The organism is Escherichia ruysiae, assembly GCF_031323975.1.
Lineage (GTDB): Bacteria > Pseudomonadota > Gammaproteobacteria > Enterobacterales > Enterobacteriaceae > Escherichia > Escherichia ruysiae.
Window position 1 is genome coordinate 2134000 of sequence record NZ_JAVIWS010000001.1, and the last position, 12254, is coordinate 2146253.

Consider the following 12254-nt stretch of genomic DNA (forward strand, 5'->3'; position numbering starts at 1 on the left):
CTTCAATTCCTTCTTAAGCAGCCGCGTTGGTGCGGTCAATTAAATCCAGTACTTCCTGCTCGGTACGGCAGGCACGTAAACGGTCGAAATTCTCTTCATCTTCAAACAGGTTGACGATTTGCATGATGCCCACTTCCTGGTGAGTGTTGGCATCGACCGCCGCCATCGTGATGAGGATATCTACCGGGTCGTTATCTTCGTGGTTGAACTCCAGTGGCTTTTTCAGCGTCACCAGTGCAAAGCCGGTTTTTTTGACGCCCTCTTCCGGGCGTCCGTGCGGCATTGCCAGGCCTGGCGCGAGCACAAAGTACGGGCCGTGCTGTTCAACCGCATCCAGAATCGCCTGGTAGTAACGCGGCTCGACAATGTCCGCCGCCACCAGCAGATCAACACCAATTTTTACCGCTTCCTGCCAGGTTTCAGCCTCAGCCTGTAGACGGATGGATTTATTTTCCGCCAGCGAATCACGTAATTTCATAGCGCGCCCTTACTTCACGTCCTGCGGGAAATGCTCTTTGATCACTTCCAGCAGTTTCGGGCCAAAGTCGGCAGGAGAGAGCATGTTGCGCACACCGACGACATATTTGTTGCCAGTCACGGTGATTTCACCCGCGATATGTGTGGATGCGATGATGATATCCGCACCGCTCAACTCGCTTTTGTATTCGCCAACCGCGCAGCTATTTACCGTGTGGTCGATGTTCGACTGGGTTAAAAACTGATCCACTTTCATCTTCATGATCATGGAACTGCCTTGTCCGTTGCCACACACAGCCAGAATACGTACGGTCATAATCAAAACTCCTTATTAAGCAGACTGTTCTGCCAGTTGTTTTTCTGCATCTTCTTCTGCGCGCAGTGCGCGGCCAGCGAAGAACATATAAGCCAGTGCAATGACGATGATGACGGCCATAAAGGCGATACCGATGGAGAAGAAGCCCTGCATCATTGGCGGCGCCAGAATCGACCAGTCCGCCATCCCCATCCAGGCGCTCATACCGGTGAGTTTCACCGCCCAGACACAGCCGAAGATTTCAATCATCCCCATCACCAGACAAATCTTCAGCGCCGCGCGCCAGCCACCGAAGTGGTTAGCGAACACGCCGATGGTGGCGTTGGAGAAGAACATTGGGATAAAGCCAGGAATAATCAGGATCGAAGAGCCACAGGCGACCAGGATGCCAACCGCAATCAACTGACCGATGGTGCCCCACATAAAGCCCCAGACCACGGCGTTCGGCGCGAAGCTATAGATAGCCGCACAGTCAATCGCCAGAACCGCACCAGGGATCAGTCGCTGGGAGATACCGTTAAATGCTTCAGAGAGTTCCGCCACAAACATGCGCACGCCCTGAGTGATGATGAAAATCGCTACCGCAAAGGAGAAACCGGTTTGCAGGATGTAGACCGTCCAGTGCACTTTGCCTGCCATCGCCTGTACGGTGTCGATACCGAAGGAGAGCAGAATGGCGCCAAAGAAGATGGTCATCACAATCGCCGTGGAGACGATGTTATCGTGGAAAATGTTCAACCAGCCCGGCAATTTGAGGTCTTCAACGCTCTCCTCTTTTTTGCCCAGGAACGGCGCGACTTTATAAGCAATCCATGATGCAAACTGCTGCTGGTGACCAATGGAGAAACCGCAGCCGTCCGTCACTTCCTGAGTCGGCTTGTACATCATGTTGGAGGTGATGCCCCAATAGAGCGAAACCAGAATCGCAGTGCAGATAATGGTCGTCCACATGGAGTAGCCGAAAATAAACAACGTAACGGCAATCAGCCCGGCCTGCTGGAACATAATGTGGCCGGTCAGCATGATGGTGCGAATGCCGGTAATACGACGCAGCAGCACGTAACAGATGTTCAACGCCAGAGCCAACAGCACCGCGTACCCCACCCAGCTATAGGCATCGCCCATACGCTCGATAGTGGCCATCATTGAGGCATAGGTATCTGAAATCGCACCGTTAATGCCATAAACTTCCGACATTTTCGCCACCACCGGTTTGAAGGTGCTGGTCAGGATGCCGGACCCTGCCTGCAACAACATGAAACCAATTATGGTTTTAATCGTGCCTTTAATAATCACGCTGACACTTTTGCGCAGTAGGATGTAGCCCAAACAGGTCACAATACCCAGCAGTAACGGGGCATTGGTCATGACCTGGTTAAAAAACACGGTAAAGATGTTGTAGAGGATCTCCATAACGATCTCCTGAAGAAGAGGTAACCGGGTATTCCACACACCCGGAATGTTGTGCACTCACTCTAATTTTCAAAAGTAATCACAACAAGATTATTTATGATTAAATGTGACGCGGCACGCAAATAATTCCACAACGAAAGTATGTGATTCACATAAAGAAACAATTAATCATTTAAATTCATTCGGTTAATTTGTTTACACATTCCATTAAATCTTTCCACAGCCAAAATTCACAACAACTCACCAGGCCGAAAGTCAAAAAATGGTCATTGCCTTCCTGAAAAAATAGTGTCAGGATTAATCAAAACCAATCAATTATTGATTCAAATTGAACCATCATGAAGGTAAATGGCGATGAGTAAAGTGAAAAGTATCACCCGTGAATCCTGGATCCTGAGTACTTTCCCGGAGTGGGGTAGCTGGCTGAATGAAGAAATTGAACAGGAGCAGGTCGCACCAGGCACATTCGCGATGTGGTGGCTCGGCTGTACCGGGATCTGGTTGAAATCAGAAGGTGGCACCAACGTTTGCGTCGATTTCTGGTGCGGTACTGGCAAACAAAGTCACGGCAACCCGCTGATGAAACAGGGTCACCAGATGCAGCGCATGGCGGGCGTGAAAAAACTGCAACCAAACCTGCGTACCACGCCGTTTGTTCTTGATCCGTTTGCGATTCGCCAGATCGACGCGGTGCTGGCGACTCACGATCACAACGATCATATCGACGTGAACGTGGCAGCCGCCGTGATGCAGAACTGCGCTGATGACGTACCGTTTATCGGGCCGAAAACCTGCGTGGATTTATGGATTGGCTGGGGCGTGCCGAAAGAACGTTGCATCGTGGTCAAACCGGGCGATGTAGTAAAAGTGAAAGACATTGAAATTCATGCGCTTGACGCTTTCGACCGTACTGCACTGATCACTCTGCCTGCGGATCAAAAAGCGGCTGGCGTACTGCCGGACGGCATGGACGATCGCGCGGTGAACTACCTGTTCAAAACGCCTGGCGGCTCCCTGTATCACAGTGGCGATTCCCACTACTCTAACTACTATGCGAAACATGGTAACGAGCATCAGATCGATGTGGCGTTAGGCTCGTACGGTGAGAACCCACGCGGTATTACCGACAAAATGACCAGTGCCGATATGCTGCGTATGGGTGAAGCCCTTAATGCGAAAGTGGTTATCCCGTTCCACCACGATATCTGGTCAAACTTCCAGGCCGATCCGCAAGAGATCCGCGTGCTGTGGGAGATGAAAAAAGATCGTCTGAAATATGGCTTCAAGCCGTTTATCTGGCAGGTTGGCGGCAAGTTCACATGGCCGCTGGATAAAGACAATTTCGAGTACCATTATCCGCGCGGTTTTGACGATTGCTTCACCATTGAACCGGATCTGCCGTTCAAATCGTTCCTGTAATCTGTCGCTTATACCGGATAGCGTAAAGATGTTCGCGCTATCCGGCGTAGTATTTTCTGGCTATTTCAAATATCATCTAAAAAAATCAAATTTTATCGGAATAGCTCATGACTGAAGCACAAAGACATCAAATTCTCCTGGAAATGCTCGCACAACTGGGCTTTGTGACTGTTGAGAAAGTCGTTGAGCGTCTGGGAATTTCCCCTGCTACCGCGCGACGCGATATCAATAAACTCGACGAAAGCGGCAAACTGAAAAAAGTGCGCAATGGCGCAGAAGCGATTACCCAGCAGCGACCGCGCTGGACGCCGATGAATCTGCATCAGGCGCAAAATCACGATGAAAAGGTACGTATCGCCAAAGCGGCCTCACAACTGGTCAACCCAGGCGAAAGCGTGGTCATTAACTGCGGTTCCACCGCGTTCCTGCTCGGACGGGAAATGTGTGGCAAGCCGGTGCAAATCATCACTAATTACCTACCTCTGGCGAATTACCTGATCGATCAGGAACATGAAAGCGTGATCATCATGGGCGGGCAATATAACAAAAGTCAGTCCATCACCTTAAGTCCACAGGGCAGCGAAAATAGTCTCTATGCCGGGCACTGGATGTTTACCAGTGGCAAAGGGCTGACCGCAGAAGGGTTATATAAAACCGATATGCTGACAGCAATGGCAGAGCAGAAGATGCTGAGCGTGGTAGGGAAACTGGTGGTACTGGTTGATAGCAGTAAGATTGGCGAACGCGCGGGAATGCTTTTTAGCCGTGCCGATCAAATCGATATGCTGATCACCGGCAAAAATGCTAACCCGGAAATCCTGCAACAACTGGAAGCGCAAGGGGTCAGCATTCTGCGTGTTTAAAGATGCTGCCGGAAAAATGTCACGGCGGTATCTAACGCCTCAGGTGTAATACGGTGGCGCACGCCTGGCTGCCATGAACAGGTTAACTGTTTATCCCGTCCCGTTTCTTTTAATGCCTGCTGCAAACGTAGTGATTCGTCGGCAGGCACGACGTCGTCGTCAAGGCCATGCCACAGCAGGAGCGGCCTGTCCCCGAGTTGTTCCAGGTGGTTTGTTGCTTCCCACTCCAACAGTGGCGCGATAATGTTATTAAATTCATTCTGCTGTGCTGCGGTTTCGGGTATTAGCGGCGGAAACAGAGAACGGGCAAGCGATGAGAAATAGCCCGATCCCATCATGCTGGCGGTACATTTCACCGTGGGGTGGCGAGCGGCAATCCCCAGCGCCGTCATCGCGCCCATCGATGCGCCACCAACCGCCAGGCGTTCATCAAGCAGCCATTTTTCTTCGGCTATTGCCGCACGTAAGGTAGTGAATTCCTGCATACTTTGTAGCAAGATTTGCCAGAATTGATTTAACCGTCGCGGTGCGTCGCCACTAAAACGGCTACCGTGATCGGGCGCATCCGGCATAATCACCCGCAAACCAGCCTGTGCCAACGCGACGGCAAAATAGCTATACACCAGGCTGGATGAAGTAAAACCGTGATAAAAAATCACGCATGGTAACGGTGTTTCTTTTTGCCCTGTGGGATAAGCGTGAAGAACGGGAATATCTGCCAGCACGCGCGATTCTAATTCAATCATCTATTTCTCCTTTGGGTCTGGTATGACATGAACAAATCCTTAGCACAAGTTTCTGCTGGCAGTATTAGTTCATAATGTTGAGATGTGGATTACGCTTTCGCTAAGTTTTCATTCGAAAATCGCGTACCAGGTAACAATTCGGGAACATTCCCCCAAAGTTAAATTAATAAGGCACTACACTATGGTTAGCAGGAAACGTAATAGCGTTATTTCCCGGTTTGCCAGTTTATTATTGGTGTTGATGTTAAGCGCCTGTAGCGCACTGCAAGGTACGCCACAGCCAGCGCCGCCAGTAACGGATCATCCGCAAGAGATTCGCCGCGACCAAACCCAGGGGTTGCAGCGAATAGGTAGCGTAAGCACGATGGTTCGGGGCTCTCCGGATGACGCATTAGCAGAAATCAGAGCGAAAGCTGTCGCTGCAAAAGCTGATTATTACGTTGTCGTCATGGTGGATGAAACCATCGTGACAGGACAGTGGTATTCACAAGCCATTTTATACTCTAAATAATTCGAGTTGCAGGAAGACGACAAGCGAGTGAATCCCCAGGAGCTTACATAAGTAAGTGACTGGGGTGAGTGAACGCAGGCGCAGCACATGCAACTTGAAGTATGACGAGTATATACCGTAAATAAATCAGACAACTTACATAGCCAGCTTTACATTGCTTTGCGTCCCTATGCGTTTACCTGTGCACAATAAATTACCGGCTGGAAGCTCGGGCGTTTATTACCGCGATGGAATGCCCTGCATCATGTGGGGAAACGAAAAATGGAGCTGACGATGAAACAATTACTTGCCTCACCCTCGCTACAATTAGTGACTTATCCTGCGAGCGCCACGGCACAGTCTGCAGAATTCGCCAGTGCTGACTGCGTGACGGGCCTGAATGAAATAGGTCAGATCTCGGTTAACAATATTTCAGGGGATCCGCAGGACGTGGAACGTATCGTGGCGTTAAAGGCCGATGAACAGGGGGCATCATGGTATCGCATTATTACCATGTACGAAGACCAGCAGCCCGATAACTGGCGCGTACAGGCGATACTGTATGCATGAATGTCATCAACATCGAATAAACAATGCCGGATGCGGCGCCTGCGCCTTATCCGGCCTACAGATCCTAAGATAAGACGCGCCAGCGTCGTATCAGGCGTACTCGCTTACAAAAACACGCCTCCCGTCGCCCGCAGTAATAAATCATTCTGGATCTGCTCTGACACCCGCACGCCACCGCGCGTATCTAACATTATCTGACACCACGCCTGTGCCATTGGCGGTGAAGCATATTTCAACATTTGTGCGCCGCAACCCAGCAGGAATAGCTGATGAGTGATCTCTCGCCCAAGCTCTTCAGTAGGTTTGCGCAGTTGCTGCTGTAATCGACGAACCGCACGATCAAAATAACGATCTTGCCCTTTCACTTCCATAAACGCTTCCGACAGTAAGTCGTATACGCCCGCCTGCTTATTGAGAACGCGCAGCACATCCAGACACATGATGTTGCCAGAACCTTCCCAAATACTGTTTACCGGCATCTCCCGATAAAGACGCGGCAGCTCGCTCTCCTCGCAATAGCCAATTCCGCCCAGCACTTCCATCGCTTCAGCCACAAACGGAATACCACTTTTGCAAATCACAAACTTCGCCGTTGGGGTGAATAAGCGCGCCCACAGGGCTTCTTTGGCATCGGCGCGTCGATCCCACGCCCGCGCCAGACGAAACAGCAATGCCGTTTGCCCTTCAAGCTGAAGCGCCATACGACTTAAGACATGACGCATCAGAGGCTGTTGGATCAATGGATTACCAAAAACATGGCGTTGATGTGCATGATAAATCGCCAGCGAGAATGCACGGCGCATCATGGCATGGCTACCCAGGGCGCAATCAAAACGCGTCATCCCGCCCATTTTCAGGATCAGGCGAATACCTTCTCCTTCCTGCCCCAACAACCAGCCAATGGCGTCCTGAAACTCCACTTCGCAACTGGCGTTAGAGCGATTACCCAGCTTATCTTTCAGCCGCTCGAGGCGAATCGCATTGCGTTGCCCGTCAGGCAAAAATCGCGGCACAAAAAAGCAGGACAGACCGCCCGTGGTCTGCGCCAGCACCAGATGCGCATCGCTTTGCGGCACCGAGAAAAACCATTTATGCCCCACCAGCCGATAAGAGCCATCTTCCAGACGCTCTGCCCGTGTGGTATTGCTCATAACATCAGAGCCGCCCTGCTTTTCCGTCATGCCCATGCCAATCAACAAACCGCGTTTTTGCCCGCCTGGCAATAAGTGGGAATCGTAGCGATCGCTCAACAGTGGCGTGGTCCAGTCCTGAAACGGCGCGGGTAGCATCTGTAACAACAATGGCGTGGCGGCAAAGGTCATCGTTATCGGGCATAACGACCCAGCCTCAACCTGCGCATGTAACATGAAACGCGCCGCCCGCGCCACAAATGCGCCGGAGCGAGCGTCTTCTTCCCAGGCCAGATTGTGTACCCGATTAGTACATAGCGCCTGCATCAGCAGGTGCCATGCAGGATGAAAACGCACATCGTCCAGACGGCGCCCCTGCGCGTCATAGCGCAACAATTCAGGCGGATTCACATTTGCCAGCCGCCCCAGTTCAAGGGATTCAGCCGTTCCTAACTGCTGACCAATACTGGCAAGAAAATCGCTATCCCAGCCAGCACCTTCACGCGTTACCGCTTCACAGAGCGCGCCATCAGACAGGTATAAGTTGCTGTTATTTAATGGTATAGGTTGATTGAAAACGGTGTGAGTTTGCCAGTGCACTGTGTCTCCCTCCATCAATGGCAGTCACCATTAGTATGGTCACTGCCACGGATTCCTGACAGAAAGAGATTGCTAAAACATTCTTAACCCGCAATGTAATGCGGAACAAAACGCGAAGTGTCTTTAGTGATCAGCGTGTTATCTTCGCGAATACCCATTCCGCACGCTTCATCATCGACAATCCAGCTACCAATCAGCGTGTAGCTATCGCCAAAACGCGGCAGCGGTTGAAATGCCTGGTAGATCATCGGTTCATCGGCGTAATCACCATCAGCATGGTCAACGACATCATTCTGACCGTTGAAAATGGTGACGTTGCCGCCTTCGCGCGAGTAGATCGGTTTACGCACATAGCTTTCGCCAGCGGCAATCTGCGGTTTTTCGCCCTCAAACCAGGATGCAAGAAGGTTAGGATGACCAGGGAAGAAGCGCCAAAGCAACGGCATTAACCCTTTATTGCTCAATATGCTTTTCCATAGCGGCTCCACCCATTGCTCACGGCGCTTGCGCAGCAGAGGACCGTTATCGTCACGCATCATCCACTCCAGCGGATACAGCTTAAATGCACGCTGGATGACGTTATCATCAAGATCGGTCAGCACGCCGCCGACGCCCAGGCCAAGATCTTCAATGTAGATAAACCGCGACTCCTGCCCTGCCTGCTGGGCGCAGTCCTGCAAGTACAGCACGGTACTCCTGTCTTCATCGGTGTCCTGACAGCAGCAAAAATAAAACGGCTCCCGACTGTAAAGTTCACTAAAGCGCGAGATGAGGCGTTCCTGAATGGCATTGTACTGATCGGCGTCACGTGGAATAACGCCGCTGCGCCGCGCATCCTCCAGCCATAGCCACTGGAAATATGCCGACTCATACAACGAAGTCGGCGTATCGGCGTTGTACTCAAGCAGCTTCACCGGCGCATTACCACACCAGGCAAAATCCATCCGACCATACAGCGAAGGATCGCGCGCCCGCCAGCTTTCAGCAATCACATCCCAGTACAACGGCGGGATCGCCAGTTGCGTCAGGATCTGTTCATCTTTAACCGCACGATCCACCACCTCAAGGCACATCTGATGTAACTCTGCGGTTGGTTTTTCGATCTGCTCTTCAATCTGGCGCAGAGTAAAGCGATAGGCTCGACTCTCATCCCAATAGATCTCATTATCGATGATATGAAAGTCGAAACCGTTGTCGGCGGCGATCTGGTCAAGATCCTGCCGCACAGGGACGTTATGTCTCAGCATGATTAGCCTCCCCAATGCCCACGGGCGCTGGAGGAGCGACCATAGCCGCCGCGCGAAACCGTTGAGGCTTTTCTGGTGGTAAAGCTGCCCGAGGAGTAAGACTCTTTTTTGCCAGAACCGGAGCGCCAGGAGTAATCACCGGAAGTGTTGCGCCAGACGGGGCGCGAAGCAAAAGAGGAACCGCCGCTGTTATAAACAAACTGCTCATCGCGATCTTTACGAATAACCCGGCTTAATAAAAATCCAGATATTACCGGGATCCAACTCTGTTCAACGTTGTCGTAGTAACAATTTTCATACTTAGACTGACAATTCTGCTGAGTCATATTCTTCGGAACATCGGCATAAAACGCCGCTTTGGCGTTGTTCCAGCCATGCGCACAGATATCTGAATTATTACCGTCATCAATACAATCCTGCACAGTCGAGTAAAACGTTCCGTCGCCGTCGTTATCGACATCGCCGCTATCGGCACAACCTTTCAATACGAAAAAAGCGGCACCGCCCATTAGCGCCAACGTTAAGTATTTTTGTGCGTAGCGATTGCGACGCGGTTCAAAAGGATTATTCGGTCTACCAATGCGACTGATCGCTCCGTGACCAATTTTACTGTTATTTCTTGATTTGCGTTTTCTGGCCATGATCGTCCATTACCATGTCATACAAGCTGCGTTAAAAATACCGCCAGCCAGCGCGGCGGTTCCCATAAACATTCCTGCCGCAGTGTTGTGATTAATAATTTTATCGCTTAATGCCGGCATATAAAGTCTGACGCCAGCAAAAACGAGTAACTGAATTACTAGTGCGATTCCGCCCCAGGCAAAATAATCTGGAATACTCACCGCATTGATTGCCGCACTGGATAATGGAATAACGTAACCCAACAACGTGCCGCTGAACGCCAGCGACGCCGCAGTGTTATTATTCTTGATCAACTGCCATTCATTATGCGGAGTAATTTTGGAATAGATAAAAAGAAAGATAATCACCATAGCTACACCGATAAAAAAATAGGCGCTAAAAGCGAGGAGTGAATCCAGTATATGCATTGTAAACGTCCCTGTAATTAACCAATAATATGAAGTGATGTCAGTGGGATATCGACACCCAGCGCGCGAGAAAATAACCACTCCGGTTCACCGAGGTCGTTAAAAGATTCCTCACCATTTAACAGCAAATATTCACAGGTATCTTCGGTCACCTGCCGTTGGTAGCCCATGGTAAAATTATGCACTTCCCATTTGGCATGGTTTTGATTTTCTACTTTTTCCAGCATGTAAACGGGTTCAATATTTCCCGGTTCTTCACTGTTAAAAAATCGCTGCCAGCATTTTTCCTGCCAGTTTAAGGTCATCGCCCCCATCGCTTTGGCGTTGATCGCCTCGCGCCAGTGGCTTTCTTTGCTGATACCGTAGCTCTCTTCATAGACAAAGAGCTTGATATCATCAATGTCATCAATATCTTCGCCGCCGGTGGTGTTGATTTGCAGAAATTCATCGCCGGAAGTGTAATAGCGAAAAATCTGACTACCGCCGCCCAGATCGATGCGGCTGACGGCAGCCACGGTATATTCTTCACCCGGTAACTCGATCAGCAATGCCTCTTCCAGCAAACGAAACGCTAACGTGTCGAGCGTAAAGCCACTATTGAGGTGGAGTCCCAGCGGACCACGATTAATAGCAGGCTTATCATCCTTGCCAAACAGGCGCTGGAAAAAACCAGACATATTTTATCCTTAAAATAGTTGCCTGCCTTGCAGTGAGGCTGGCAAAAAAATTACTCACCCTGTTGGCGTTGCAGTCTTGCCAGCACATCCTGGGCACTGCTTTTATTGGTGCCGCCAATTCCGGCTTCCGCCAGCTTTTCATCGAGGTCGCGACCGTCTGCGACTTTCTCCAGCTGTGCGGCAGCATCCAGACGAGCCTGACGTTCGGCCTGACGCGTTTGCAGGCGTTTTAAGGATTCTGCCGCTGTCGAAACGCTGGAAGACGCGCCAACTGTAGATGTCGTCACAGCCTGCTGCGCACGTTGCATAGCTTCAGTGGCCTTAACAACTTCCATTTGCTGCTCAAACTGAGCGATACGCTGTGCCGTCGCCGCAACCGCTTTTTCCACGCCATCGCGGGAAACTTCCAGATTCGACAATACTTGTTCTTCAGCGGTAATAAGATTCTCAAGACGCGCGATTTCTTCAGCAACTTCATTAATCAACGATGGATTAACGTTCTTACTTAACGCTTCCAGCGCACGGGCTTCCAGACCCGCTTTACGTGCACGTAAGTCTTTCAGTTTGTCGTTGCTTAATTTCACTCGTGCCAGCAGATCGACGCGAGATTTCCCGGCTTTATCCAGTTCAGCTTTAGCGTCGCGAATATGTTGTTCCAGCATCCGCACACCCTGGGTTTCTTCAATGGACTCTTCCGCCTGCGCGATAAATGATTTACCCAGCGTAAATAAACTTTTTAAAATCCCCATAAATACGAATCCTTGTAATTAGTGTGAATATTCTTCAGTAATTTCAGCCAGATCCAATGCGTTATCCACCAGCGTGGTTATCTCCAGCAGGATGTCGTCAAGGGAAGATTTAAGCGATAACGCCCCGAAAACAATGTAATACTCTTCCTGTTGCACGCTGGAGATTCCTACCGATGACAACGGCATCATCTTCTGATTTCTTAATAAGAAGGTATTAAATTCATCTGGATTGCTGATACTACTTACCGGACAAATAAAGGTTTCGATAATCATTTGGCGGGAAGTAAAAAGAATATTGATTTGCAAATCGCCATAATCATTCATTTTAATAATTAATGCGTTCTCGCTATTTGTTACATCAATATTTTGTTCAGGTACAGTTTGCAGCGCCGTCGCCAGCACCAACGGATTCCATGTCATATATTATTCCATATAGATTAAATTTAATTATTAATAAAATGAATATTCATAGAGCGTAATTATCTTACCAGCTATAGATAAAAAAAAC

At 50.0% G+C, this 12254-nt stretch carries 15 protein-coding genes; 4 read left to right on the forward strand and 11 right to left on the reverse strand.

Features of this window, described 5'->3' with window-relative positions:
* Window positions 1-13: 13 nt before the first annotated feature.
* Genes ulaC through ulaA form a run of 3 tightly spaced genes read right to left on the reverse strand, consistent with a single transcriptional unit; the run spans window position 14 to window position 2206 of the window.
* Window positions 14-478: a PTS ascorbate transporter subunit IIA gene (ulaC, locus tag RGV86_RS10505; protein WP_000776514.1), complete on the reverse strand. Its 465-nt coding sequence runs from the start codon at window positions 476-478 to the stop codon at window positions 14-16.
* 9 nt (window positions 479-487) lie between these two features.
* Window positions 488-793 (reverse strand): PTS ascorbate transporter subunit IIB, encoded by a 306-nt coding sequence (gene ulaB / locus RGV86_RS10510; RefSeq protein ID WP_000218362.1) that lies wholly within the window; start codon window positions 791-793, stop codon window positions 488-490.
* 15 nt (window positions 794-808) lie between these two features.
* Window positions 809-2206, reverse strand: a complete 1398-nt coding sequence (gene ulaA / locus RGV86_RS10515) for a PTS ascorbate transporter subunit IIC (protein WP_001355100.1) — start codon at window positions 2204-2206, stop codon at window positions 809-811.
* A 354-nt stretch (window positions 2207-2560) separates the two neighbouring features.
* Between ulaA and ulaG the strand changes: the two genes are divergently transcribed.
* On the forward strand, window positions 2561-3625 hold the full coding sequence (ulaG, locus tag RGV86_RS10520) for an L-ascorbate 6-phosphate lactonase (RefSeq protein WP_001295191.1): 1065 nt from the start codon (window positions 2561-2563) through the stop codon (window positions 3623-3625).
* A gap of 107 nt (window positions 3626-3732) precedes the next feature.
* The gene (ulaR, locus tag RGV86_RS10525; RefSeq protein ID WP_000133636.1) at window positions 3733-4488 is read left to right on the forward strand and encodes an HTH-type transcriptional regulator UlaR; all 756 of its coding nucleotides are present in this window, start codon (window positions 3733-3735) and stop codon (window positions 4486-4488) included.
* On the opposite strand, the gene yjfP is transcribed toward ulaR, so the two are convergent.
* Window positions 4485-5234: an esterase gene (gene yjfP / locus RGV86_RS10530; protein WP_000571044.1), complete on the reverse strand. Its 750-nt coding sequence runs from the start codon at window positions 5232-5234 to the stop codon at window positions 4485-4487. The two genes, ulaR and yjfP, sit on opposite strands and share 4 nt — an antisense overlap.
* Before the next feature lie 181 nt (window positions 5235-5415).
* Here yjfP and bsmA point away from each other — a divergent pair, with 181 nt between their 5' ends.
* Window positions 5416-5745, forward strand: coding sequence for a biofilm peroxide resistance protein BsmA (gene bsmA, locus RGV86_RS10535; protein WP_000254628.1), 330 nt, complete (start codon window positions 5416-5418; stop codon window positions 5743-5745).
* 273 nt (window positions 5746-6018) lie between these two features.
* Window positions 6019-6294: a DUF1471 family protease activator YjfN gene (gene yjfN, locus RGV86_RS10540; protein ID WP_010348195.1), complete on the forward strand. Its 276-nt coding sequence runs from the start codon at window positions 6019-6021 to the stop codon at window positions 6292-6294.
* Between the two features lie 104 nt (window positions 6295-6398).
* On the opposite strand, the gene RGV86_RS10545 is transcribed toward yjfN, so the two are convergent.
* The 7 genes from RGV86_RS10545 to RGV86_RS10575 form a co-directional block, all read right to left on the reverse strand.
* Window positions 6399-8024, reverse strand: coding sequence for an isovaleryl-CoA dehydrogenase (locus RGV86_RS10545; protein ID WP_024212398.1), 1626 nt, complete (start codon window positions 8022-8024; stop codon window positions 6399-6401).
* An 83-nt stretch (window positions 8025-8107) separates the two neighbouring features.
* Window positions 8108-9271, reverse strand: a complete 1164-nt coding sequence (locus tag RGV86_RS10550) for a glutathionylspermidine synthase family protein (RefSeq protein WP_000943936.1) — start codon at window positions 9269-9271, stop codon at window positions 8108-8110.
* A 2-nt stretch (window positions 9272-9273) separates the two neighbouring features.
* Window positions 9274-9912, reverse strand: coding sequence for a DUF1190 domain-containing protein (locus RGV86_RS10555; protein ID WP_000101662.1), 639 nt, complete (start codon window positions 9910-9912; stop codon window positions 9274-9276).
* A gap of 9 nt (window positions 9913-9921) precedes the next feature.
* Window positions 9922-10320 (reverse strand): DUF350 domain-containing protein, encoded by a 399-nt coding sequence (locus tag RGV86_RS10560; protein WP_000547757.1) that lies wholly within the window; start codon window positions 10318-10320, stop codon window positions 9922-9924.
* 17 nt (window positions 10321-10337) lie between these two features.
* Window positions 10338-10997 carry a YjfK family protein gene (locus RGV86_RS10565; protein ID WP_000012525.1) on the reverse strand — a complete coding sequence of 220 codons (660 nt, stop codon included), beginning with the start codon at window positions 10995-10997 and terminating at the stop codon, window positions 10338-10340.
* Window positions 10998-11047: 50 nt separating this feature from the next.
* Window positions 11048-11746 carry a PspA/IM30 family protein gene (locus tag RGV86_RS10570; protein WP_000511939.1) on the reverse strand — a complete coding sequence of 233 codons (699 nt, stop codon included), beginning with the start codon at window positions 11744-11746 and terminating at the stop codon, window positions 11048-11050.
* An 18-nt stretch (window positions 11747-11764) separates the two neighbouring features.
* A complete protein-coding gene (locus RGV86_RS10575) occupies window positions 11765-12166 on the reverse strand; it encodes a YjfI family protein (protein ID WP_000220148.1) in 402 nt (133 codons plus the stop codon).
* Between the last annotated feature and the right edge of the window lie 88 nt (window positions 12167-12254).